We start from the raw sequence: 24202 nt of genomic DNA on the forward strand, positions 1-24202 counted from the left end.
ACACGACGTTCACGGCGGGAACTGCTTTGCAATTGCTCGCAATTCGCGCGTGCACCGGCGATTAACCATGCGTATCAGCCGTTCACCGAAAATAAACGCTAGCGGACAAAAGGCGCGGCCGTTCGCGACGTGGTGAATCAAAACGCCGTTTGCGTTTACCAAACCAAACGGCTTTTGAATTTAAGTGGCCTTGTCGCGAGGGCAGGTCTGTGCCCCGCCGCGATGAACGCACCAGACGAAACAGTACAGAGTACGTCGATGTTCAAGAAAATGTCTGTCGCGCTGCTCGGCAGCGCATGCACCTTTGTCGCCGGGATCGAGCGCGCCGCCGCCTTCGACAACACCGTGCCATCCGATCCGCCCGCCGTGCTCTATGCGCCGCAGGCTCCGCCACAGCCGGTGCGCGTCGCCTCCAATGCCAACATGGGCGGCGGCTTCATCGAATTCCTGTTCGGCGGCGAGGAACGCGGTCAGCGCTATTATACGCAGCAGCCGACGTACCAGCAGCAGCCGGCCTATTACGATCAGCGCCGTTTGCCGCCGATGGGCGAGCCGCAGATGCAGGGCGCCGTGCCGCAGCAGGAGGCCGTCGATCCGCGCTCGCAGCCCTTCGATCCGAGGTTTGAGAAGCAGCTCGTCGCGTATGATGGCAAGGAGGGCGCCGGCACCATCGTCGTCGATACGCCCAACAAGTTTCTCTATCTGGTCGAGGGCAACGGCAGGGCGCTGCGCTATGGCATCGGCGTCGGCCGTCCCGGCTTCACCTGGTCGGGCGTGAAAGCGATCACGGCCAAGCGCGAATGGCCGGACTGGACACCGCCGGCGGAAATGATTGCACGCCGTCCCGACCTGCCGCGGCACATGGAAGGCGGCCCCGAAAATCCGCTCGGCGCACGCGCAATGTATCTGGGCTCTTCGCTCTATCGCATCCACGGCTCCAACGAGCCCTGGACCATCGGCACCAACGTCTCCTCCGGCTGCATCCGCATGCGCAACGAGGACGTCATCGACCTCTACGGCCGCGTCAATGTCGGCACCAGGGTCGTGGTGATGTGAGCGCGCGCGCTGTTCACCCTCTCCCCTTGCGGGAGAGGGTGGCTTCCGCGAAAGCGAAGCCGGGTGAGGGGTCTCTCTCCGCACGCCCATCTCGCGCAATGAATTCGTTGATTGAGACCCCTCATCCGACGCTTCGCGCCACCTTCTCCCGCAAGGGGAGAAGGGAAGGAGCCTGAGCAAGAGTTGAAACGAAAACGGCCGCCGGAAGGGCGGCCGTTTTGCATTTGATGGTGGCGTTGCTTACGCGTAATCGCTGCCGCCGTCGTCTCCACCGCCGAAATCGCTGTCATCGGGCGTGTCGATGTTGTCGGCGTCGTCGTAGTCCTGCTGATCGTCGTTCTGATCGTTCGATGCCTGGTCGAAGAAGCCCTGGCGGGAATCGTCGCGGTCGCGGTTGGAGCCGATATCGTTGAGGCCGGCATCGCGCGCGAGCGAGCCGCCGGACTGGTCGCTGCCGCCCCACGGACTGCCGCCGCCACCGCCACCGCGCTCCTCGATGATCGTGGTGTCGCCAAAGGCCTGATGCGATCCGCCCATCCCGCCCATCATGTTGCGGATGCCGGAGAGCAGCATCGAGCCACCGACGACGCCGGCCGCGGCCGCAGCCGCCGTGCCGAGGAAGGAGCCGCCACCACCGCCACCGCCGAAGGGCGGCGCGCCATAACCCTGCTGCTGCCCGTAAGGCGGCTGGCCGTAGCCGGGCGGTTGCGGCTGCTGCATCGCCTGGCCGGAGTTCCAGACGGGCCGCTGTTCGCGCGGCGGCACGTTCGGCACCGAGCCGCGCGACTGGCCGCCGCCGAACAGGCTCTCCCGCATGGAATCGAGGAAACCGCCGGATTGTGCCTGCTCGGGGGCGTGGCTGGCTTCGAGTTCCTGGATGCGGGCATTGGCGCGCTTCAGCGCCTCGTCCTGCAACAGCACGGTCTGCACCAGCGCATACATGGCGTTAGGCGCCTTGTTCAGACCGTCATTGATGGCAGCGATCGCATTGGGATCGCGCGGTGCAGTCTCAAGCTTCGAAAGCCGGTCGAAAAGCTCGTCGACGAGCTGGCGTTCCTGCGGCGTCATGATCGATCTCCCTTGCGCGAACCAAGCGCGCCGAAGATGTAGGGTTCCATTGTGGCGCCAACAGTGGGCCGCGGATTAAATTTCCGTATGCGACATGCTGTCCGGTCCCTTGCGCCCGGTGGGTTCATGCCAATGTCGCGTTGTTCGCGGCGAGGAGCTGAGGGAATGCCTCGCTTGCGAGATATCTGTGCTCGCGCTCGCGGACCTCAGTCATCGGATCCAGGCTGCGCAGGGTGTCGTCGACGAAGCCGGGATGGCACATCACGAGCCCGCCGTCCGGCAGGCCGGCGATGAACTCGCCCATCAGCCTGCCGAAATCGGCCTCGGCCCGCGTGAAGTCATAGGCGCCGGCGAAGGCGGGATTGAAGGCGAGGCCCGCCTGCCGCGCGCGGCGGCGGAATTGCGCGCTCAGGACATCCAGCACCAGCGCTTTCGGCGAGGCGAGCCGCTGCATCAGCGGCGCCTCGCGGCCGCCCTGGCGCACCCAGGCTTTTGGCGCAGCTTCACTGACGGCGGCGACGAAGGCGTCGCGCACCTGCGGATAGAGCTGCACGTGCTGATGGCCGTCGACGAAGTCGGGTGCTCGACCGAACGCCTGCGCGTAAGCCGCAAGCTGCGCCTTCACCTCCGCGTAAATGGTCTCGCGGTCGAGCCGCCGCATCAGTCCCGCGCGCAGCAGCTTTGGAAAGGCCAGGAACATGTCGCCTTCGAGCGGGCGGAAATGCATGGTCAGAGGTCGGAACGGCGCCGACAGCGTGACATGCAATCCGATCGCGCAGCGCGGGCTCTTCGTCCGGGACGCCTCCAGCGCGTCGATCTCGCCGCGGCCGATCGCCGGCCCCGGCATCATCACCGACGTCGCATTGAGACGGCCGCGCTCGATGAGGTCGCGGATGGCGCGGTTGACGCCCGCGCTGATCCCGTAATCGTCGGCGCAGAGCCAGATACGCCGCGGCTTCGCCGCTTCGTTCATTCCGCCGCCGTCCGGCTGGAGGCGTCGTCCGCCTTGTCGGTCTCGACGCGCTTCTCGCTGTGCTCGGCGACGAAGTAGATCGGGCGCGCCTTCAGCTCGGACAGGATCTTGCCGATATATTCGCCGACGATGCCGATCATGATGAGCTGCACGCCGCCGATCGTCATCAGGCCGACCACGAGCGAGGGATAGCCGGGCACCTGCTTGCCGGTGGTGAAGACCTCCCAGAGGATGGAGAGGCCGAACAGGAAGGCGACGCCTGCGAGCACAACGCCGAGCAGGCTCGCAAAGCGCAACGGGGCTACCGAGAACGAGGTCAGGCCCTCGATCGAGAGGCCGAGCAGCCGCGCCGCATTGAAGGTGGTCACGCCATGGGCGCGGGCCGCAGGTTCGTAGTCGACGCGGATCTGGCGGAAGCCGATCCAGCTCGCCAGTCCCTTGAAGAAGCGGTTGCGCTCGGGCAGTTGCCGCAGCGCCGCGACCGCGCGCGGTGAGAGCAGGCGGAAGTCGCCGGCGTCCTCGGGGATTTTCTGCCGCGCACCCCAATTGATCAGTGCGTAGAAGCCGTGCACGGCGAGCCGGCGCAGGAACGTCTCGTTGTCGCGATGCGCCTTGGCGGTATAGACGACGTCGTAGCCGTCATCGATCCAGTGTCCGACGAGCTGTTCCACGAGCGCCGGCGGATGCTGGCCGTCGCCGTCCATGAACATCACGGCGCCGCGCCTTGCATGATCGAGGCCGGCCATCAGCGCCGCTTCCTTGCCGAAATTGCGCGACAGCGACACCACCTGAACGTCCAGCGCATCGGCCGGCAGCGCGCGGGCGATCGCAAGCGTCGAATCGGCGCTGCCGTCGTCGACATAGATCACCTCGCAGGCGAGGCGATAGCGATCCCGCAGCGTCCTGGCGAGCTCGCAGAGCCGCTGATGCAGCGAGGCAAGCCCCGCCGCCTCGTTATAAACCGGCACGACAATCGACAGCCCTTTGGCCGCGGCACTCGTCGCGGTGGTGGTCAGGGCGGAAACGTCAGAGCCCAGCGTCATCGATCAAGGTTCCAGAAGATCTCAAAACTCGTTCGAACGGCATATGGTAGCTGTCGTTTGCTGTCGCTACGCTGAACGCGTCATGCGGATGCACCGGAGGTTCCTAGATTCCTGCGCCTCACTGCCGCAGGAATGCCTCGAGCTTGGCGAACAGCGGGTTCTCGCGGTCGAAGACATAGTCGAGCGATGCCACCGAGACCGTCTCCGCGCCATGATCGCGCAGGAAGCTCGCCAGCGCATAGAGTTTTGCGGGTGGGCAGTGCAGCGTCAACATGCCCGACGAGGTCGGCCCGCCGAACGGCGCCTCCACGCCGAAATTCCGGTGCGCCTCGCCGAGCAATGCCGCATCGCACTGCCGGAAACGGGTGCGGACCTCGCGGTATTGATTTGCCCGCGCCCGGGCAGCGATGTGATCGAGGATCACGCGCGCGGTCTCCCGCGCCTCCGGCGACCAGTCGGCGTCCCTGGAGGCGACCAGATTGGCCTGGCTGCGCAGCATGACACCGTCGTCGAGGATCTTCAGGCCATTGGCGGCAAGCGTGGCGCCGGTCGTGGTAATGTCGACGATCAGCTCGGCGGTGCCGGCGGCCGGCGCGCCTTCGGTCGCGCCGGTGCTCTCGACGATCCTGTAGTCGACGATGCCGTGGTTCGAAAAGAATGCCCGCGTGAGATTGATGAACTTGGTCGCGACCCGCATCCGCCGGTGGTGCTGCTCGCGGAAGCCGGTGGTGACGTCGTCGAGATCGGCCATGGTGCGGACGTCGATCCAGGCCTGCGGCACGGCAACCACCACATCGGCGTAGCCGAAGCCGAGCCGCTCGATCAGCGCCACGCGTTTGTCGGCGTCCGCGATGTTCTCGCGCACCAGATCCTCGCCGGTGACGCCGAGATGCGCCATGCCGCGGGCAAGCTGTGAGGCGATCTCGCTCGCCGACAGATAGGCGATCTCGACATTGTCGAGCCCTGCGATGGTGCCGCGATAGTCGCGCGCACCGCCGGCCTTCGACAGCGTCAGCCCTGCGCGCGCGAAGAAGGCTTCGGCGTTCTCCTGCAGGCGGCCCTTGGACGGAACGGCCAGAACGAACGGCGCGCTCATGATTTCAAGCTCCCTTGCGGCCGATCTTGGCGAGCGCATCGACCCAGACCGAGAAGCCGACTGCGGGGATCGGCGTCCGCGATCCAAGCTGGGTCATCAGGCCGTCGTAACGGCCGCCTGCGACCAGCGGCTCGACGCCGTTGCCCCTGTGATGCACTTCGAACTCGAAGCCGGTGTAGTAGTCGAGCCCGCGTCCGAACGAGGTCGAAAAGCGCGTTTCCTTTACGTCGACGCCACGCGCGGCCATGAAGCCAACGCGGTTCTCGAACAGGTCGATCGCCGCTGAAATTTCCAGCCTGGTATCCGCGGCGAGCGCGCGCAGCTCGGCGACCGCCTGGTCCGGGTTGCCTGCGATCGACAGGAAGCGCCTCAGCACCGTCAGCGCCTCGCGCGGCAGGGCGCCGCTCTTCAGCGTGGATTGCTCGAGGAAACGGTCGGCGATTTCGGCCGTCGTGCGGCCCCCGACATTGGTTGTGCCGGCGATCGACATCAGGTCGGTGACGAGTGCGAGCGCCGCCTTGCGGTCGGAGCCTGCGAGCGCCGCCAGCACGCCCTCATACTCGTTGCGGGCAGAGGCGGTTGCGATCGAGAGGCGTTCCAGATCCTGCTCGAGGCTGATCTTGCGGTTGAAATCCTTGATCAGCCGGCGCCGCCAGACCGGGAACAGGTCGAGCGCGTCGATCACGGCATTGAACAGCGCCACATCGCCGGTTCGGATCTCGACATCGCGCACCTCGAAGGCTGCGGTCGCCTCCAGCGCCAAAGCGAGCATCTCGGCGTCGGCCGCGGCGCGGTCCTGGCGGCCGAAGGATTCGATCCCGGCCTGAAGGAACTCGCTCGGACGGCCGCTCCGGTAGCGAAACACCGGGCCGAGATAGCTGAAGCCCGCGGGCTCGCCGGCGCGCCCCGAGGCGAGATAGTCGCGGGCCACGGGAATCGTCAGGTCCGGGCGCAGGCAGAGTTCTTCGCCGGTCAGGTCGGTGGTCAGGTACAGGCTCTTGCGGATGTCCTCCCCGGAGAGGTCCAGGAACGGCTCGGCCGGCTGGAGAATCGCAGGCTCGGCGTGGACGTAACCGGCCTGCGCGAACGACAACAGCAGCGTATCCGCCCAGGCGGCGGAGCCGGCAGCATTTGAGGTGGCAGTCACGGTCATGTCGGGGTCCGTTTGTCCCGGTGGGACCGGGGCAGGCAAAGGTGGTTGCGTGTTGGCGCAGCCCCTTAGCATGGCCGGATGACGGTTTCGACCTCCAATGGCTCAATGTCTTAACGCCGCCTAGCCCCGCTGGCCGCCCCAATCGCCGAGCACTGACTGCACCAGTGCAAGGGCCGCTACCGCCGCCGTGTCGGCCCGCAGGATCCGCGGACCCAGGGCCAGGCGCAGGATATGCGGCTGGCGCAGGAGCAGGGCACGCTCCTCCTCGGCAAAGCCCCCCTCCGGGCCGATCAGCACGTCGATGCCGTGAGCGGCATCGCGCGCCGCTTGCAGGGCCTCGATCGGGTTGTCTGTCTCCGCCGCCTCGTCGCAAAACACCAGGAGCCGCTGTGCGGCGCGCTGGCTGAGGTAACGGTCCAGCGGAACCGGATCGGCTACGGTCGCAAGGCTCAGGATGCCGCATTGTTCGGCCGCCTCGATGACATTGGCGCGCATCCGCTCGCCATTGACTCGCGAGGCCTGGGTGAAGCGGGTCAGCACCGGCTGAAGGGTCGAGGCACCCATCTCCACCGCCTTCTGGACGATGTAGTCCAGCCGCGCATGCTTGAGCGGCGCGAAGACGTAGGCGAGGTCGGGCAGTCCGTCCTGGGGGCGTGTCTGCTTGAGGATCACCAGGGCATCGGGGCGCTTGCGGCCCTCGATCGCGGCCTGCCATTCGCCGTCGCGGCCGTTGAACGCCAGGATCGGATCGCCGGCGCCAAGCCGCAGCACATTGCCGAGATAGTTGCTCTGGTTACGGTCGAGCGGGACCTTGGCATCCTGGGTGAGGTCGGCCTCGACGAACAGGCGGGGCGCGCGGAAGTCGTGGGAAGGCATGTGTTCAGGGTCCGGTTTGGGGCCGTTCTTAACCGAAAGCGGGGATTTGGGGGTAAATATTGCCCTTGGCGTGCGTCCCCGCGCCGCGCTCTTGCCCCATTCGACGGGTTGTTAAGGGCCGGCAGGAATCGTAAAAGCGCGAAAACGCCGGTTGCGCTTCAATTGGGAAGGCGCCGACCCCTCCTGTGGATCCTGTCGGAGATACAGACTTGATGATCCGTCGTTTGATGGTTCCGATCACTGCCGCCATGGTGGCGATGGGCGCGGCCAGCGTCCAGGCGCAGAGCGCGTTCCCCGCGCCGCTGCCCGGCCAGGCTGCCGCCCCCGCGAATGATCCCGCTTTTCCGCCGGTCAACGGCTCCGCGCCGGTCGCTGGAATCGGAACGCCTCAGGCTTCGTTCCCGACCAGCGGTGCTCCCCCGGTTGGTGGCGCCGGCTTCGGCGCCGCGCCGCCGAGCCAGCCCAGTGGCGGCGCCGAGCAGTGCATGAAGGGTTTCCTGCCGCTGCGCGAGGAGACGGAAAAGCGCGGCAAGCTGATCAAGGCAGCGAGCGATCGTCATGCGCCGCCCGATGAGGCCTGCAGCCTGATCCGCAACTTCGTCCAGGCCGAAGTGAAGATGATGCGGTATGTCGAGGTCAATGCCGCCAAATGCGGAATTCCGCCGCAGATCGGCGAGCAGTTGAAGGCCGGGCACAAGAACAGCGAGGCCATGCAGAACAAGGTCTGCCAGGTGGCGCAGCAGATGAAGCAGCGCGGGCCGGCCGGCCCCTCCCTGAGCGACGTTGTGGGCACTGCATCGGCCCCCGAAGCCAACGCCGCCAAGAAGGGCGGCAACACTTTCGACACGCTCAACGGCAACGTCCTGACCAGATGAGTGATGCATCAGCCCGCGTTGCCGATTCCACCGGCAACTGGGTCGATACGCTCGCGCCGCAATGGGCGCGGCCGTACTTGCGGCTGTCCCGCTACGATCGTCCGATCGGTTCCTGGCTTCTCTTGATGCCGTGCTGGTGGTCGGCGGCGCTCGCCGCCGGCATGGCGCGCGATGTCCATCATCTGCCGCTCACCATCATCCTGTTCCTGATCGGCGCCTTCGTCATGCGCGGGGCGGGGTGTGCCTGGAACGACATCACCGACCGCGACCTCGATGCCAGGGTCGAACGCACGCGCTCGCGGCCGTTGCCGGCGAGGCAGATCACGGTGAAGCAGGCGCTCGCCTTTCTGGTGGCGCAGGCACTGATCGGCCTCGTCGTGCTTTTGCAATTCAACCGCTTCGCGGTGGCAACCGGCATCGCCTCGCTCGTGGTCGTCGCGATCTATCCCTTCATGAAGCGCGTCACCTGGTGGCCGCAGGTCTTCCTAGGTCTTGCTTTCTCCTGGGGCGCGCTGATGGGCTTTGCCGTCACCTTCGCGAGCATCGATCTGACCGCGCTCGTGCTCTACGCCGGTTCGATCGCCTGGGTGATCGGCTACGACACGATCTATGCGCATCAGGACGCCGAGGATGACGCACTGATCGGCGTCAAGTCCACCGCGCGCCTGTTCGGCGCGCACACGCATCAGGCGCTGATCATGTTCTACGGGCTCGCGGTGATGCTGATCGGCGTCGCCTTTGCCTCCGCCGACGTGCGCTGGCTGGCCTGGCTCGGGCTCGCCGCCTTTGCCGCGCATCTGGCGTGGCAAGTTATGCGGCTGAACATCAGCGACGGGGTGCTCTGCCTGCGCCTGTTCAAGTCGAACAAGCACGCGGGGTTGCTGCTGTTTGCGGGGCTGCTTGCGGACGCGGTGATGCGGGCGGCGTAAGGTGGGCAAAGGCGCTCTTGCGCCGTGCCCACCATATTTCCACGATTGCCGACAGAAGAGGTGGGCACGCTTCGCTTGGCCCACCCTGCAGCACCGTGCTCAATTCCTCGCGATGATCTCGCGCTCGTCGCGATGGACCGGCAGATCGCGCGCGACGCCGGCGCGCCGGCGCACCAGGAATTTCGGACGGCGATCGCGAATCGCGTTGCGGCGGCGGCGGCGCGGCGCCGGATCGCACTGTTTTTCGTCCAATTGGGGCAGGGCGAAGATCTCGCTCCACATCGTCCACGCCGTCGCGATCTCCTCGGCGTCGGCGCTGACGAGAAGCGGAACGGCAAGCGAAGGATCGCGATGCACGAGGACGAGCATTTGCGTGTCGTCGATGCCGCGCAGCGCAATACCGGTGAAATCGCTGACGCGGACGTTGACGGCCATCTGCATGCCGCGCACGGCACGGCGCAGCACGACGCGTTCGCGATGAAGCTCGATCTGCCTGACATGGCCGTCGGCGCGCGGATCATGCGCATCGAAACGGACCGGCAGAGAAAGAGGGTCGAGCCGCAAGGAGCGGCTCGACCCGGCGGGATTGGCCCCGCTTGTTGCTGTTTGACGCCTCACGGCTCTTAGTCTCCCCGCCGGGATTATGTTCCCGGTCGATGTGAGGACCTTAGCGCGGCAGGTTGCGGAAACCGCTTAAAAAGGCTGGTTAAGGAGGCGTCACCGCCCAGCATGATTGACAAGACCTTGGCGCGCATGATTGACGAGACGTTGCGCGAAAGGCGAGAATCTGAGCCTTTCATGGACTGAAACTGCTTGAAGTCCGCTCCAATTGGGCACATCTGGTGGGATTGGCCGAACTGGCCTGGAAATCGCCAATCCCGACAGGATCTCGTTCGTGAACGCTTCACCATCGGCAAGTTCGACGCATTCGTCCAAAGCCAACCGCGACCTGTTCGATCAGTCCGCGCTGTCAGATCTCGCGCAGCGGCTGGTTGAGGCAGCCAGGCGTGCCGGCGCGGACGCGGCCGATGCCGTCGCCGTGCGCGGCATCTCGCAGGGCGTCGAGGTCCGCGACGGCCGCGTCGAGGAATCCGAGCGTTCCGAAGGCGATGATGTCGGCCTGCGCGTACTGGTCGGCCAGCGCCAGGCGGTGGTCTCGACCAACGATGTCAGCGGTGACGCCGTGACCAAGCTCGCGGAACGCGCGGTTGCGATGGCCAAGGTCGCCCCATCAGACAAATATGTCGGGCTCGCCGATCCCGCGCTGCTGGCGCGCGACTTCCCCGATCTCGATCTGCTCGATCCCGGCGTGCCTGCAACGGGCGAGCTGGAGCGGCGCGCGCTGGAGGCCGAAGCCGCCGCGCTTGCCGTGAAAGGCGTGACGAAATCCGGCGGCGCGTCCGCTTCCGCCGGCATCGGCGGCATGGTGCTGGTGACGAGCACCGGTTTCCACGGCTCCTACCTGCGCTCCAGCCAGGGCATCTCGGCGACCGCGATTACCGGCGAAGGCACGAGCATGGAGCGCGACTACGATTTCACATCGGCGCCGCATGCCGCCGATCTGTTGTCGCCGGAAACCGTCGGCCGCTCCGCCGGCGAGCGCACCGTGGCGCGCTTCAATCCGCGCAAGGTCGAGACCTGCAAGGTGCCCGTCGTGTTCGATCCGCGTGTCGCGGGCTCGCTGGTCGGCCATCTCGTCGGCGCCATCAACGGCGCCTCGATCGCGCGCAAGACCAGTTTTCTGAAGGACAAGCTCGGCCAGCAGCTCTTTGCCAGGAACATCCGCATCGTCGACGATCCCCTGCGCAAGCGCGGCCTGCGCTCGCAGACCTTCGACGCCGAAGGCGTTGCGGTGAAGAGCCGGGCGCTGGTCGACGAGGGCGTGCTGACGACCTGGCTGCTCGACTGCGCGACCGCGCGCGAGCTCGGGCTTGTGACCACCGGCCACGCCCATCGCGGCGTCTCCTCCTCGCCTTCGCCGGGGCCGTACAATCTGCATCTCGAAGCGGGAACGCCGACGCCGGCTGAGCTGATCTCCGACATCAAGCAGGGCTTCTACGTCACCGATCTGATCGGTTCCGGCGTCAACGGCGTCACCGGCGACTACAGCCGCGGCGCCTCGGGCTTCTGGATCGAGAACGGCAAAACCACCTATCCCGTCAGCGAGGTCACGATCGCGGGCCATCTGTTCGAGATCTTCAAGTCGATGCAGCCGGCGAACGATCTCCAGTTCCGCTACGGCATCAATGCGCCCACCGTGCGCATCGAGGGTTTGACGCTTGGCGGACGCTGAGGCGAGCTCGATCGACGAGACCATCCTGACACGCGACGCGGCGCTGCTGAAGGACACGGTGCGGGAAGCGGGGAGCCTGGCTCATGCGATGTTCCGCACCGAGCTGAAGAAGTGGATCAAGGGCGCCTCCTCGCCGGTCTCGGAAGCCGACATCGCCGTCAACGATCTCCTCGAAGCGCGGCTGCGCGGTGCGACGCCGGACTATGGCTGGCTCTCGGAGGAGAGCGCCGACGACGAGACGCGGCTGAAGCGGCGGCTGGTCTGGGTCGTCGATCCCATCGACGGCACGCGCAACTATCTCAACGGCCATGACGACTGGTGCGTGAGCGTGGCGCTGGTCGAGAATGCATCGCCCGTTCTCGCCGCGGTCTTTGCGCCGACGACCGGCGAGTTCTTCTTCGCCGCGCGCGGACAAGGCACGACCTTGAACGATGTGCCGGTGCGGGCGACGGAGGGGGCAGAGCTCGATTTCTCGCGGGTTGCCGGACCGAAGCCGCTGGTCGAGCGCCTCAAGCCGTCACTGGGCGAGATCACGCTGCATCCGCGAATCGGCTCGCTGGCGCTTCGCCTCTGCCGGGTCGCGCACGGCGCGCTCGATGCGGCTTTTGCGGGGGGCAACAGCCATGACTGGGACCTTGCGGCGGCCGATTTGATCGTGCAGGAAGCGGATGGTAGGATGAGCGACCTCTCCGGAGATCCCCTCCTCTATAATCGCCGGGAAGTGGCGCACGGGGTGCTGGTGGCCGCGGGCTGCGATCGTCATGCGAACATTGTCGCGCATTTTCGAAAGCGCCCCTTGCCCTGAGCGCATCCGTCGTGCTTATCGATCACTGCTTGCCGGGCAGCTTGTTAGGAAGAAAACCCATGTCAGATAGCGCCCCGCAACAACTGCTCCATCTCGTCATCGGCGGCGAGCTCGTCGACCTCGAACACAACACGTTCAAGAACCTGGACGACGTCGAGATCGTCGGCCTCTATCCGAATTATGCGACCGCTCACGCCGCCTGGCGGGCCAAGGCGCAGAGCACGGTCGACAATGCGCAGATGCGCTATTTCATCGTCCATCTCCACCGGCTGCTCGACCCGGGTCAAGAACCGAAGCCGGCGCGTTGAAAAGACTGCTTCGCAATACGCTGCGAAGCAGCTTGGTTCAGCGTGCCGCGGGTTTCCTGGCGGCCGAATATCTGCGTCTGGTCTGGCGGACCAACAAGTTCACGTTCGAGCCGCCTGACGTCTACGGCCAGGTCGAGCCGCGGATCCCGGCCATCTTCGCTTTCTGGCACGGCCAGCATTTCCTGACGCCGTTCATCAAGAACAAGGAGTCCTACCGGGCCAAGGTCCTGATCTCCCGGCATCGCGACGGCGAGTTCAACGCCCTCGCGGTGGAGCGGCTCGGCATCGGCACCATTCGCGGCTCCGGCGACCATGGCGGCGCCTTCCACCGTAAAGGTGGCGTCGGGGCATTCAGGGAAATGGTGCAGGCGCTCGAGGACAATTATAATGTGGCACTGACCGCCGATGTCCCGAAACGCGCGCGCGTGGCCGGACTCGGCATCATCATGCTGGCACGGGAATCGGGGCGGCCGATCATGCCTTTCGCGATGGCGACCAGCCGCTTCATACGGCTCAAGAACTGGGATCGCACCACCATCAATTTGCCATTTGGGCGAGGCGCATTGGTGGGCATCAAGGAAATCAACGTCCCGCCGGACGCCGACGCCGCCACCATGGAGGCGCTGCGGCAGGAGCTGGAGGAGACGTTGAACGAAGCGACCCGCCGCGCCTATGCCCAACTCGGCCGCCCGGAACCGGATCATGCCTAATTCGCTGCCGATGACGCTGCGGATGTACCAGCGCCTGTCGTCCGGCCTGGTGCCGCTCGCGCCTGCGCTGATCAAGCGCCGGCTCAAGCAGGGCAAGGAAGACCCGGCCCGCGTCGGCGAGCGGCGCGGCCTCAGCGATGACGTGCGGCCGCACGGCCCGCTGGTCTGGATCCACGGCGCCAGCGTCGGCGAGGTGCTGGCCGCAGCCGCGCTGGTCGAACGGCTGCGCGACCTCAATTTACGCATCCTGCTGACATCGGGCACGGTGACTTCGGCCGCGATGGTGGCCAAGCGCTTTCCGCCCGACGTCATCCATCAATACGTGCCGTACGATTCTCCGCGCTACGTTGCCCGCTTCCTCGATCACTGGCAGCCGTCGCTCGCTCTGTTCATCGAATCCGATCTGTGGCCGAACCTGATCCTGGCGGGCGCTGCGCGGCGCGTGCCGATGGTCCTGATCAACGGGCGGATGTCACCGCGCTCGTTCCCGCGCTGGCGGCGCGTGCAGGGTACGATCTCGGCGCTGCTCTCCAAGTTCGACATTTGCCTCGCGCAGTCGAAGACCGACGCTGAACGCTTTGCCGCGCTCGGCAGCCCGAACGTCGCCACCACGGGCAATCTCAAGCTCGACTTGCCGGCCCCGCCCGCCGATCCCTTGAAACTCGAGCGGCTGATGGCGGTGACGCGGGGACGTCCCATCATCGTCGCGGCATCGACCCATCCAGGCGAGGACGAGATGTTGATCTCGGCGCATCGCACGCTCACCGGCTTCTTCCCCTCGCTGCTGACCGTGATCGTGCCGCGTCATCCGGATCGCGGCGCGTCGATATCGGGACTGATCACGGCCGCGGGCCTGAAGGGCGGCCAGCGCTCGCGCGAGGAGCTGCCGACGGCCGCGACCGACATCTATGTCGCCGACACCATGGGCGAGCTCGGCCTGTTCTACCGCCTGTCGCCGATCGTGTTCATGGGCGGATCGCTGATCCGGCATGGCGGCCAGAATCCGATCGAGGCGATCAAGCTCGGCGCCGCCATCATTCACGGCCCTCACGTCTTCAATTTCACCGACGTCTATGAGGCGCTCGACAAGAGCGGGGGCGCGCGCGCAGCCGAGACCCAGGAGGCGCTGGTCAAGCAGCTCGGCCAGTTGCTCGCCGATCCCGCCGTGCGCGAGAAGATGCAGCACGCGGGCCACGGCGTGGTCGAGCGGCTCGGCGGCGCGCTCGATCGCACGCTCATTGCCCTCGAGCCCTATCTGCTTCAGCTCCGGCTCGAGATGGGAGCCGCCAATGCGTGAGCCGGCCTTCTGGTACCGGCCACGTTCGTTCAAGTCGCATATTTTACGGCCGCTCGGCGCGCTCTATGGCGCGGTTGCCGAGCGCCGCATGATACGCAAGGGTTTTGATGCCGGCATTCCCGTGCTCTGCGTCGGCAACTACCATGTCGGCGGCGCCGGAAAGACGCCGACGGTACTGGCTCTGACCAAATTGTTGCGCACGCTCGGCGAAACGCCGGTCGTGCTCAGCCGCGGCTATGGCGGGCGCTTGCAGGGTCCGGTGATGGTCGATCGCGAGCGCCATACCGCCGCCTGCGTCGGCGACGAGCCGTTGATGATGGCACGCGACGTGCCGGTCGTGGTCGCCCGTGATCGCATCAGTGGCGTTGCGCTTGCCAAGTCGCGAGGCGCGACCGTGATCCTGATGGATGACGGCTTTCAGAACCCGCGCCTCCTGAAGGATGCCTCGCTCATCGTGATCGACAGCGCGCGGGGCATCGGCAACGGCAAGGTGTTTCCCGCAGGCCCCCTGCGCGCGCCGCTGAAGATGCAGATGTCGCGCACAGACGCGCTTGTCCTGATCGGCGACGGACAGGCCGCGGATGGCGTCGCCGCCGAGATAACAGCGCGCGGAAAGCCGGTGCTGCGTGCGCGCCTGAAGCCTGATGTTGCGTCGGTCGCGCAGCTCTTCGGCAAGCGGGTTTTCGCTTTCGCTGGCATCGGCGATCCCGAGCGCTTTTTCCGCAGCTTGCGCGCCAGCGGCATCGAGGTCGCGCGCACGCGTCCTTTCGCCGATCATCACATGTTCGCGAAGGCCGAGATCGATGCGCTGGTGGATGAGGCGAAGCGCGAACAGCTCACGCTCGTCTCCACCGAAAAGGACCTCGCGCGCCTGCGCGGCATGAAGGGCCTTGGCCCCGACATCGTGCCGTTCGCCGTCACGCTCGAATTCGATGATCCGGCAAGCTTGCGTCGATTCGTCAGCGATCGCCTGTTCAAGGCAAGAGAGAGCAGGTTCAGCGTGCGCTGATGCGTAGGGTGGGCAAAGCGAAGCGTGCCCACCACTTCTGTCTCGGTCAGGGAGAGATGGTGGGCACGGCGCTACGCGCCTTTGCCCACCCTACGCAGCATCCATTCAGGCGACGTTCATCGAAGAATTTCTATCGAAGCTTCGATCGACCGGAGAAATTTGCGTGAAGCCCATCGCCGCTGCCGCCAGCGCGCACCTCACTCCTGCGGCTTCAGCGCCCGCGGAAAGTGCCGTTGCAGCACGGCGGTCGGCTGGGCGTAGGCCTCTTGCAGGTCGACGCTCCAGTATTTCAGCTCGTCGAGCGGGATCCGCGTGTCGGTCACGGAGCAGCGCACATAGGTCCCCGGCGAGATCACGCGGAAATCGCCGTCGAGATATTGCACCTGCGCTTCGCCATGGCCCGAGGGGCCGAACTTGTTCAGCACGGTCGATCGTCTCCGTGGAAGCCCGCGTGAGGGGCGTGATTTGATGAATTTCGATCTAGCATAGATAGGGTCGCTTGTCCGCCCGTTAAACCCACCGATTTGTGATGTTTTGCGGGCATTTCCGCGTGATAGTTCTGCGGCGAAGGATCGTTGGTCCCGGTCCGCTCATGAGCCGGCAGTCTCCGATGCGCCTTCTGTTCACCGTTCTCTTCGCAATGCTCCTGATGTCTGCCGCGCGTGCCGCGCCCGTGCCGCAGGCGATCGAGATTCCGCTCGCGTCGGGAACATTGCACGCGCAGCTGTACAAGCCTGACGGCGATGGTCCGTTTCCGACCGTGATCGCGCTGCATGGCTGCGGCGGCCTCGGCAGCCATTCCGATCCCGTGCTGCCGCGCTACCGCGACTGGGCCGAGCAGTTGCTCAAGGCCGGCAATGCGGTGTTGTGGCCCGACAGCTACGGCTCGCGCGAAGTGGGACCGCAATGCCGCGTCAAGGAGGTGCACGTCAAGGCGCGTCGCGAGCGCGTCGCCGACATCGCTGCTGCGCGCACCTGGCTGATGAAGCAGCCCTGGGTGGCGCGTGATCGCGTCAGCCTGATGGGCTGGGCCAACGGCGCGAGCGCGCTGCTCTGGGCCGTGCGTCCGCAAAATGCCGGCCGCGACGGCGCGCCGGATTTTCGCGCGGCCGTCGCGTTCTATCCGGACTGCCGGATTTCGGCGGGACTCGGCTGGAGCACGCGCGTGCCGACGCTTCTCCTGATCGGCGGCAAGGACGACATCTCCTCGCCGCCGGCCTGCCGCCAGATGGTTGACGGCGCCTACGGCCGTAGCGCGCTCGCGCGCATCGTGGTCTATCCGGGTGCTTATCACGATTTCGACCGCGCCAACCTGCCGCTGCACGCGCCTGCCGCCACCCCCGACGTGGCAACGCCCGATCGCGGCCATGTCGGCACCGACACCGAGGCCCGCGCGGACTCGCAGAAGCAGGTCGCCGAGTGGCTGGCGCGGTGAGGGTGGCGCGGTTCCCAAGCGGGGCTGCCCGAGGAACAACGTCGTAGCGGACAGCCCCGCATCGACCACCGCCCTGCACAGGTCGTCATGGTCGACAGTGCGAGCTACGAATCGCGCAGACGCCAGTTTCAGGTTTCATTCAGCGTCGCCGGTCATAGTTCGACCATGATGTCGGCTAAACGCCATTCATCATGATGAACCGCTTCTTCCTGTTCTCCTCCGCACTGGTCGTCTTCTCCATCGCGATCCTGCTCTATGAGGCCCACGCCGGCGCGCCGCCGGTCGCGCCGGAACATTGCGGCTTCTGGACCACGATCGACGCGGGATTGTCCTGCCGGTAAGGGGACGGCTCTCGCTGCAACGCGAAGTTTGCGGCAGCGCGTTCTGGGCTTGCGACAGCGGCGCTGTTGCCCGCACTTCGGAATGACAGCGGAAGGTGGGGAAGCGCCGCTTACAACTCTAAAACAAGCTTCCTTGATCGACCGGCTTCGCCAGGCGCTTCGGCGCGGGCTTCGCATCGCGCGGCGCTGCCTTTGGCTGTGCGCGGGCCTCAGGCACCGGCCGATCTTCATCCGCCGTTGCACCAACGCGTCCATCCGCAAACTCGATTTCAACGCGCGCACCCGGGCCGATCGCATCGGCGGCGTGCACGGGATGTCCGGCCTCATCGCGCACCAGCGCAAAGCCGCGCGCGAGCACGCCGCGGTAGGACAGTGCCGAGAGCAGCTTGCCGCTGTTCTCGACGCGCGCATCGAGCCGCTGCAACAGCGTCGCCAGCGCGCGGCTTGCGCGTTCGGACAGGCGGTGGGTTCGCTCGCGCTGGCGTGCAATGGCATTGCGCTGCGCCTGCGCGTTCGAGAGCTTTGAGGCGCGCAAGCGAACCTCGAGCCCCGCAAAGCGGTCGCGCCGCCGTCGCAACAGGGATCGCGCGGAAAGGCCGAGCCGTTCGCCGCACACCGTGAGCCGATGGTCGGCCTGCGCGATCTGGCCGTGCAGCACCCGCAGCGTCAGCCGCGCACTCGTCGCGGCGAAGCGGCGGAAATGCGCATGGGTGTTGGCCTTGAGTCCGCGGGGCAGGGCAGCGCCTGCCGAATCCAGCCGTTGCCGCGGGATCGCCAGAAGATCGCTCGCCGCGGGCAGGGCGCGCGCGGCGGCGCGGAGCTCGTTGCGGCGGCTTTCCTGGCCGCGCTGCCAGCAGGCGCGGGTGCGGCGCGCGAGATCGGCGACCTCGACAAACAGATCGCTGCGCACGGGAACGGCCATCTCGGCCGCCGCCGTCGGCGTCGGCGCGCGCTTGTCGGCGGCGAAATCGATCAGCGTGATGTCGGTCTCGTGGCCCACCGCCGAGATCAGCGGGATCATGCTCTCGGCCGCCGCCCGCACCACGATCTCCTCGTTGAACGACCAGAGGTCTTCGAGTGAGCCGCCGCCGCGCGCGACGATCAAGACGTCGGGACGCGGAATCTTGCCGCCTTCCGGCAGCGCATTGAAGCCGCGGATCGCCGCCGCGACCTGCTCGGCCGAGCCTTCGCCCTGAACCTTGACCGGCCAGACCAGCACGCGGCGCGGAAAGCGGTCCTCCAGACGGTGCAGGATGTCGCGGATGACGGCGCCGGTCGGCGACGTGACGACGCCGATTACCTCCGGCAGCCAGGGCAGGAGCTGCTTGCGCGCTTCGTCGAACAGACCTTCGGCGGCAAGCTTCTTCTTGCGCTCTTCCATGAGCGCCATCAGCGCGCCGATGCCGGCGGGCTCCAGCGCCTCGATCACGATCTGGTACTTCGAGGAGCCCGGATAGGTGGTGAGCTTGCCGGTCGCGATGACCTCGAGCCCTTCCTGCGGCTTGAAGCGCATCCGGCCGTGGACGCCCTTCCAGATCACCGCCTCGATCTTCGCGCTCTCGTCCTTGAGCGCGAAGTAGCAGTGCCCGGAGGAGTGCGCGCCGCGAAAACCCGAGATCTCGCCGCGGACCCGGACGTGGCCGTAGGTGTCCTCCACCGTCCGCTTCAGGGACAAAGAGAGTTCGGAGACGGTGAATTCGGGCGTGTTGAGCAGGGGTTCCGCTGAAGGCATCGGCAAACGATTCGGCATTTGGGGATCGAAGCTCAAACTAGGGATTTTCGCATCCAAGCGCCAATCGGGGACTTGATCATAAGAGTACTCTGTAATATAGAGTTCTCTATCGATGGTAAGGCCGAGGGAGTTTGAGCCATGGCGATCCGGTTGTTGCGAGGTGCTTTGAGCCTGTTGAAATGGGGCCTTTGCGCGATCGGCGCGGTGGCGCTGCTGCTGACCGCGATGATCGCAACGCCGCTGGAGCGACCTGCCGAGATGCGCTCCGTCTCGGACTCCGCCAAGGGCATCGACTGGTCGACGATGCCTGCGCTGGAGCGTTTCCAGGCCCGCGACGGCACCTGGCTGGGCTACCGGCACTACGTGCCAAAGGGGCAGGCGACCGGCAGCGGCGCGGTCTTCATCCACGGCTCCTCCGGCTCTTCAGGCACCGTCAATCACGCGCTGACGGCGGCGCTCGCCGCGCGCGGGATCGAGACCTGGGCGCTCGACACGCGCGGCCACGGCGCCTCCGGCACGCGCGGCGATATAGGCTATGTCGGCCAGCTCGAGGACGACCTCGTCGATTTCGTTGCCATGATCCGCAAGAGCGCGCCGGACCTGCCGCTCACTTTGATCGGCCATTCCGCCGGCGGCGGCTTCTCGCTGCGCGTTGCTGCAACGCCGATCATGCAGGACATGTTCGTGCGCACGGTGCTGCTGGCGCCTTATCTCGGCTACGACGCACCGACCAACAAGCCGCATTCCGGCGGCTGGGCCAATGCCGACATTCCGCGCTTGTTCGGCCTCGCGGCTCTCCGCAAGCTCGGCATCGAGTGCTGCTCGCAGCTTCCGGTGCTGGCCTTCGCCGTGCCGCCGAACTACGAGAAGATCCTCGTCTCTACCTATTCCGACCGCCTGATGCGCAACTTCGCCACCCGCGGCTATCGCATCGATCTGCCCAATGTGACGCGCCCGATGACGATCTTCGGCGGCGCGGAGGACGAGATGATGATCTCGGACAATTATGCAGGCACCGTGCAGGCGATCAAGTCGTCCATCGAAGTCAAGGTCCTCGAAGGCATCAACCACATGGGCATCGTCACCAATCCAAGGGCGGTCTCCGCGATCGCAGACGACGTCGCAACGCGCGGGAGCGGCCAGTCATGATCGACAGCAAGCAGGCATCTGAAGCGCTGGCCGAGATCGACGACATCGTCCAGCGCGTGCGGCAGTCGCGCATCTACGATCTCGCCAGCCTGATGATGATCCTTTGGGGTGGGCTTGTGTTCGCGGCGAACGTTGCAACCTACCTCTGGCCGCGCCAGGGCTACTACATCTGGTTCGCAGTCTATGTTTTCGGCATCGCCGGATCGTTTGCCGTCAGTGCCTCCAACCGGGCCAGGACGGGCGTCCGCAGCTTCGATGTCAGGACGTTCGTTGCCTTCCTGTTGCTCGTCGCCTTCGGCTATTTTTGCTCGCTGGTGCTCGGGCACTTCACGCCGCGCCAGCAGGGCGCGTTCTGGACCATCTATTTCATGCTGTTCTACTCGCTGGCGGGCCTCTGGTTCGGCAACGCCTTCGTGGCTATCGGACTCGGTATCACCGTGCTGACGCTGATCGGCTATTTCTACGTCGGCGAGGCCTTTCCGCTGTGGATGGCCTTCGTCAACGGCGGCGGCCTCATCGTCGGCGGCCTCTGGATGCGGCGGAGCTAGTGCCATGGCTGAGCTCGACGACATCATCCACCAGCCGCTGCGGCTCAAGATCATGGCGGCGCTGAATGCGCTGCCGGGGACGACAGGTCTCGAATTTGCCCGGCTCAAGAAGCTGACGGGTGCAACCGACGGTAATCTGGGCGCGCATATCGAAACATTGGCGAAAGCCGGCTACGTCTCGGTTGAGAAGGCCTTTGTCGGTAAAAAGCCGCAGACCACCGTCACCGCCACCGCGGCCGGGCGCGGCGCATTCGCGCGGCATGTGGCGACGTTGCAGGAGATCATTGCGGGGAAGCAGGGCTGATCTCTGCCTTCATCTGCAGGTCGCGGTGCGGATTGTTGTGCCCTCTCCCCTTGCGGGAGAGGGCATGATCGCCGAGAGCCTCGGACTCGTACGGGTGAGGGGTCTGTCTCCGCGGACAGATACCCCTCATCCGGCGCTTCGCGCCACCTTCTCCCGCAAGGGGAGAAGGGACAGCAGCAGAACGCGCGCTACCCCGGAATGACGGCGGTGTTGGAGCGACACCCCTTGAGGCCAGCGCGGATTCGTGCGACCTCCGCGCCGGATACACCCCCGTTTTGAGACTCGCATGCACATTCTCCTGCTCGGTTCCGGCGGCCGCGAACATGCCCTGGCATGGAAGATCGCGGCGTCTCCTCTGGTGACCAAATTCTGGTGCGCGCCGGGCAATGCCGGCATCGCGCGCGAGGCTGAATGCGTTGCGCTCGACGTTGCCGACCACACCGCCGTGATCGATTTCTGCAAGACCAACGCTGTCGAGCTCGTCGTGGTCGGTCCTGAGACACCGCTCGCGGCCGGTATCGTCGATGACCTGACGACGGCCGGCATCAAGGCGTTCGGACCGAGCAAGGCGGCCGCGCAGCTCGAAAGCTCCAAAGGCTTCACCAAGGCGCTCTGCTCCGAGTTCGGCATTCCGACCGGTGCCTACAAGCGTTTCACCAACGCTGCCGATGCGCTCGCCTATGTCCATAGCCAGGGCGCCCCGATCGTGGTGAAGGCGGACGGCCTTGCCGCCGGCAAGGGCGTCGTGGTCGCCAAGACCGTGCGCGAAGCCGAGGACGCCATCGCCATGATGTTCGACGGCGCGTTTGGCGAGGCCGGCGCCGAGGTCGTGATCGAGGAATTCCTGCCCGGCCGCGAGATCAGCTTCTTTGCACTCTGCGACGGCGAGACCGCCATTCCGCTCGCCTCCGCCCAGGACCACAAGCGCGTGTTCGATCATGACGTCGGCCCGAACACCGGCGGCATGGGCGCCTATTCGCCGACGCCGCTGGTCACGCCGGCGATCCACGACGCGATCATGTCAAGGATCATCCTGCCGACCGTTGCCGGCATGAAGCAGCGCGGTACGCCGTTCCGCGGCGTGCTCTATGCCGGGATCATGCTGACGACGCAGGGCCCAAAGCTGTTCGAGTTCAACGTCCGCTTCGGCGATCCCGAGTGCCAGGTGCTGATGCTGCGCATGATGTCCGACATCGTGCCGGCACTGCTCGCCTCCTGCGACGGGCAACTCAAGAATTTCGACCTGCGCTGGTATCCGGAATCCGCGCTCACCGTCGTGATGGCCGCGAAGGGCTATCCCGGCGACTACCAGAAGGGCACCCGGATCGACGGGTTAGAGGAGGCCGCTGAGGTCGACACCGTCGAGATCTTCCATGCCGGCACGGTGGCGATGGACGGCGCGGTCCTCGCCAATGGCGGCCGTGTGCTCAACGTCTGCGCGCTCGGCAAGACCGTGACCGAGGCGCAGGCGCGCGCCTACCAGGCCGTCGATCGCATCCGCTGGCCGGACGGCTTTTGCCGCCGCGACATCGGCTGGCAGGCGGTGGAGGCGGAGAAGGCCAAGAACTAACTGCCGTATTTCCGGAACGCGCGCATCGGACGCGCGTTTGCCGGAAAAGGCCGTGCTACTTTGCATGGGGTTGTTTTCGGCATTTTGGTTTGGGGGCGCCGTAGCCGGCCCTTGAATCCGGCCGGAAAAGACATTTGAGGGGGATGGAACTCATGTCCGATCTCGCCGACCTCTACCCAGGCTTTGCCTCCGAATGGATCAACACATCCTCGGGCCGCATCTTCGCCCGCGTCGGCGGCAAGGGGCCGCCGCTGCTGCTGCTGCATGGCTTCTCCGAGACGCATGTGATGTGGCACCGCGTCGCGCCGCAGCTTGCCGACCGGTTCACGCTGATCATCGCCGACCTGCCGGGCTATGGCTGGTCGGACATGCCTGACAGCGATGCCCAACACACGCCCTACAGCAAGCGCGCGATGGCGAAGAGCATGGTCGAGGCCATGGAGCAGCTCGGCCACGTGCATTTTGCGCTTGCCGGCCACGACCGCGGCGGGCGCGTCTCCTACCGCCTCGCGCTCGATCATCCCGGCCGGCTGTCGCGGCTCGCCGTGCTCGATATCCTGCCGACCTATGATTACTGGGAGCGGATGAACCGGCAATATGCGCTGAAGATCTATCACTGGACCTTCCTGGCGCAGCCCGAACCGCTGCCGGAACCACTGATCGCGAGCAACGGCGAATTCTTCCTGCGCTTCAAGATGGCGAGCCAGACCAAGTCGAAAACGCTGGATGCAATCGATAAGCGCGCGCTCGAGCACTACATCGCCCCGTTCCGCGATCCCGCCCGCGTGCACGCGATGTGCGAGGACTACCGCGCCGGCGCCTATTTCGACTACGAGCTCGACAAGGCCGATTTCGCGGCCGGCAAGAAGATCACGATCCCGATGCTCGCGCTCTGGGGCAATGCCGGCGTCGCCCAGGCTGCTGCCACGCCGCTCGACACCTGGAAGCGTTGGGCAACAAATGTCGAGGGCATGCCGGTGGATTCCGGGCACTTCCTGACGGAGGAGAATCCGGAGGTCACCGCAAGGGCGCTGGGCGAGTTCTTCCTCGCGGGCTAGCGCCGCTCGCGAAAGAACTCCCGCAAGAGCCGCGCCGCCTCGCTTTCGCCAACCGCCGAATAGACCTCGGGCGTGTGATGGCAGGTCGGGGAGGCGAAGAACCGCACCCCGGACTCGACCGCGCCGCCCTTCGGGTCGGCCGCGCCGTAATAGAGCCGCCTGACCCTTGCAAACGAGATCGCGCCCGCACACATGGTGCAGGGCTCGAGCGTCACGTAGAGGTCGCAATCGACCAGCCGCTCGCTGCCGATCTTCCTGGCGGCTTCGCGCAGCGCGATGATCTCGGCATGGGCCGTGGGGTCGTGGTCGATCAGTGTCCGGTTGGCGGCGGTCGCGATGACCTCGTAATTGCGCACCACGACGCATCCGATCGGAACTTCGCCCGATTTTCCGGCATTTTCGGCCGTTTTGAGCGCCAAATCCATGAAAGAAGGGGCTTTCATGCCTCGTATCATCGCCAGAAACCTGCTACTAGCTCCGCCTTCAGCAAGAGTGGATACCGATTTTGCCTGAGCATGCGGCTCGGAACGAGCGCGCACAATGCTCATCGCGCGACCCCTAAGTGAGATTATTC

General features: G+C 65.9%; 26 protein-coding genes. 16 read left to right on the top strand and 10 right to left on the bottom strand.

The genetic code is table 11. The features are described from left to right. Positions 1-258 precede the first annotated feature (258 nt). Positions 259-1056 carry a L,D-transpeptidase gene (locus ACV1FX_RS11545; RefSeq protein WP_473117681.1) on the top strand — a complete coding sequence of 266 codons (798 nt, stop codon included), beginning with the start codon at positions 259-261 and terminating at the stop codon, positions 1054-1056. 240 nt (positions 1057-1296) lie between these two features. Here the strand turns inward: ACV1FX_RS11545 and ACV1FX_RS11550 are convergent, their stop codons facing one another. The 6 genes from ACV1FX_RS11550 to ACV1FX_RS11575 form a co-directional block, all read right to left on the bottom strand. Beyond that, on the bottom strand, positions 1297-2124 hold the full coding sequence (locus ACV1FX_RS11550) for a DUF2076 domain-containing protein (protein WP_473117682.1): 828 nt from the start codon (positions 2122-2124) through the stop codon (positions 1297-1299). A 124-nt stretch (positions 2125-2248) separates the two neighbouring features. After that, a complete protein-coding gene (locus ACV1FX_RS11555; protein WP_473117683.1) occupies positions 2249-3097 on the bottom strand; it encodes a ChbG/HpnK family deacetylase in 849 nt (282 codons plus the stop codon). After that, entirely contained in the window at positions 3094-4140 is a 1047-nt protein-coding gene (locus ACV1FX_RS11560) for a glycosyltransferase family 2 protein (RefSeq protein WP_473117684.1), read from the bottom strand. The genes ACV1FX_RS11555 and ACV1FX_RS11560 overlap by 4 nt, the downstream gene beginning before the upstream one ends. A gap of 118 nt (positions 4141-4258) precedes the next feature. Beyond that, complete coding sequence (gene hisG / locus ACV1FX_RS11565) at positions 4259-5236, bottom strand: ATP phosphoribosyltransferase (RefSeq protein WP_473117685.1); 978 nt, start codon at positions 5234-5236, stop codon at positions 4259-4261. 4 nt (positions 5237-5240) lie between these two features. Continuing rightward, positions 5241-6389 carry an ATP phosphoribosyltransferase regulatory subunit gene (locus ACV1FX_RS11570; protein WP_473117686.1) on the bottom strand — a complete coding sequence of 383 codons (1149 nt, stop codon included), beginning with the start codon at positions 6387-6389 and terminating at the stop codon, positions 5241-5243. A gap of 120 nt (positions 6390-6509) precedes the next feature. Further along, positions 6510-7265, bottom strand: a complete 756-nt coding sequence (locus ACV1FX_RS11575) for a 16S rRNA (uracil(1498)-N(3))-methyltransferase (RefSeq protein WP_473117687.1) — start codon at positions 7263-7265, stop codon at positions 6510-6512. A 212-nt stretch (positions 7266-7477) separates the two neighbouring features. Between ACV1FX_RS11575 and ACV1FX_RS11580 the strand changes: the two genes are divergently transcribed. Both ACV1FX_RS11580 and ubiA read left to right on the top strand, forming a co-directional pair. Then, entirely contained in the window at positions 7478-8140 is a 663-nt protein-coding gene (locus tag ACV1FX_RS11580; protein ID WP_473117688.1) for a hypothetical protein, read from the top strand. Continuing rightward, positions 8137-9069, top strand: a complete 933-nt coding sequence (gene ubiA, locus ACV1FX_RS11585; RefSeq protein WP_473117689.1) for a 4-hydroxybenzoate octaprenyltransferase — start codon at positions 8137-8139, stop codon at positions 9067-9069. Before ACV1FX_RS11580 ends, ubiA begins: the two co-directional genes overlap by 4 nt. A 99-nt stretch (positions 9070-9168) precedes the next feature. Here the strand turns inward: ubiA and ACV1FX_RS11590 are convergent, their stop codons facing one another. Further along, the gene (locus tag ACV1FX_RS11590) at positions 9169-9687 is read right to left on the bottom strand and encodes a DUF6101 family protein (RefSeq protein ID WP_473117690.1); all 519 of its coding nucleotides are present in this window, start codon (positions 9685-9687) and stop codon (positions 9169-9171) included. 277 nt (positions 9688-9964) lie between these two features. Between ACV1FX_RS11590 and ACV1FX_RS11595 the strand changes: the two genes are divergently transcribed. The 6 genes from ACV1FX_RS11595 to lpxK are packed head-to-tail and all read left to right on the top strand — an operon-like array spanning position 9965 to position 15491. Then, the gene (locus tag ACV1FX_RS11595) at positions 9965-11362 is read left to right on the top strand and encodes a TldD/PmbA family protein (RefSeq protein ID WP_473117691.1); all 1398 of its coding nucleotides are present in this window, start codon (positions 9965-9967) and stop codon (positions 11360-11362) included. Beyond that, positions 11349-12167, top strand: coding sequence for a 3'(2'),5'-bisphosphate nucleotidase CysQ (locus tag ACV1FX_RS11600; protein ID WP_473117692.1), 819 nt, complete (start codon positions 11349-11351; stop codon positions 12165-12167). Before ACV1FX_RS11595 ends, ACV1FX_RS11600 begins: the two co-directional genes overlap by 14 nt. 59 nt (positions 12168-12226) lie before the next feature. Then, positions 12227-12475 (top strand): DUF4170 domain-containing protein, encoded by a 249-nt coding sequence (locus ACV1FX_RS11605; RefSeq protein ID WP_449376804.1) that lies wholly within the window; start codon positions 12227-12229, stop codon positions 12473-12475. Continuing rightward, positions 12472-13185 carry a lysophospholipid acyltransferase family protein gene (locus ACV1FX_RS11610; RefSeq protein WP_473117693.1) on the top strand — a complete coding sequence of 238 codons (714 nt, stop codon included), beginning with the start codon at positions 12472-12474 and terminating at the stop codon, positions 13183-13185. Before ACV1FX_RS11605 ends, ACV1FX_RS11610 begins: the two co-directional genes overlap by 4 nt. Then, positions 13148-14482 (top strand): 3-deoxy-D-manno-octulosonic acid transferase, encoded by a 1335-nt coding sequence (locus ACV1FX_RS11615; RefSeq protein WP_473117694.1) that lies wholly within the window; start codon positions 13148-13150, stop codon positions 14480-14482. Before ACV1FX_RS11610 ends, ACV1FX_RS11615 begins: the two co-directional genes overlap by 38 nt. Next, a complete protein-coding gene (gene lpxK / locus ACV1FX_RS11620) occupies positions 14475-15491 on the top strand; it encodes a tetraacyldisaccharide 4'-kinase (RefSeq protein WP_473117695.1) in 1017 nt (338 codons plus the stop codon). Before ACV1FX_RS11615 ends, lpxK begins: the two co-directional genes overlap by 8 nt. Positions 15492-15688: 197 nt before the next feature. Here the strand turns inward: lpxK and ACV1FX_RS11625 are convergent, their stop codons facing one another. Further along, positions 15689-15916, bottom strand: coding sequence for a DUF2093 domain-containing protein (locus ACV1FX_RS11625; protein ID WP_473117696.1), 228 nt, complete (start codon positions 15914-15916; stop codon positions 15689-15691). Between the two features lie 185 nt (positions 15917-16101). Here ACV1FX_RS11625 and ACV1FX_RS11630 point away from each other — a divergent pair, with 185 nt between their 5' ends. Next, a complete protein-coding gene (locus ACV1FX_RS11630; protein ID WP_473117697.1) occupies positions 16102-16926 on the top strand; it encodes a dienelactone hydrolase family protein in 825 nt (274 codons plus the stop codon). 191 nt (positions 16927-17117) lie between these two features. Beyond that, entirely contained in the window at positions 17118-17267 is a 150-nt protein-coding gene (locus tag ACV1FX_RS11635) for a hypothetical protein (protein ID WP_473117698.1), read from the top strand. Between the two features lie 118 nt (positions 17268-17385). On the opposite strand, the gene xseA is transcribed toward ACV1FX_RS11635, so the two are convergent. After that, a complete protein-coding gene (gene xseA, locus ACV1FX_RS11640) occupies positions 17386-18999 on the bottom strand; it encodes an exodeoxyribonuclease VII large subunit (RefSeq protein ID WP_473117699.1) in 1614 nt (537 codons plus the stop codon). 138 nt (positions 19000-19137) lie between these two features. On the opposite strand from xseA, the gene ACV1FX_RS11645 reads away from it, so the two are divergent. From ACV1FX_RS11645 to ACV1FX_RS11665, 5 genes are all read left to right on the top strand, one after another. Next, a complete protein-coding gene (locus ACV1FX_RS11645) occupies positions 19138-20148 on the top strand; it encodes an alpha/beta hydrolase (protein ID WP_473117700.1) in 1011 nt (336 codons plus the stop codon). Next, positions 20145-20696, top strand: a complete 552-nt coding sequence (locus ACV1FX_RS11650) for a hypothetical protein (protein WP_473117701.1) — start codon at positions 20145-20147, stop codon at positions 20694-20696. The genes ACV1FX_RS11645 and ACV1FX_RS11650 overlap by 4 nt, the downstream gene beginning before the upstream one ends. Positions 20697-20700: 4 nt before the next feature. Continuing rightward, positions 20701-21000 (top strand): winged helix-turn-helix domain-containing protein, encoded by a 300-nt coding sequence (locus tag ACV1FX_RS11655; RefSeq protein WP_473117702.1) that lies wholly within the window; start codon positions 20701-20703, stop codon positions 20998-21000. Positions 21001-21286: 286 nt separating this feature from the next. Beyond that, positions 21287-22570 (top strand): phosphoribosylamine--glycine ligase, encoded by a 1284-nt coding sequence (gene purD, locus ACV1FX_RS11660; RefSeq protein WP_473117703.1) that lies wholly within the window; start codon positions 21287-21289, stop codon positions 22568-22570. A gap of 152 nt (positions 22571-22722) precedes the next feature. Continuing rightward, the gene (locus tag ACV1FX_RS11665) at positions 22723-23628 is read left to right on the top strand and encodes an alpha/beta fold hydrolase (RefSeq protein ID WP_473117704.1); all 906 of its coding nucleotides are present in this window, start codon (positions 22723-22725) and stop codon (positions 23626-23628) included. Here ACV1FX_RS11665 and ACV1FX_RS11670 read toward each other — a convergent pair. Further along, a complete protein-coding gene (locus ACV1FX_RS11670; protein ID WP_473117705.1) occupies positions 23625-24083 on the bottom strand; it encodes a nucleoside deaminase in 459 nt (152 codons plus the stop codon). The genes ACV1FX_RS11665 and ACV1FX_RS11670 overlap by 4 nt on opposite strands. Positions 24084-24202: the final 119 nt, after the last annotated feature.

Source organism: Bradyrhizobium ingae (genome assembly GCF_055791185.1).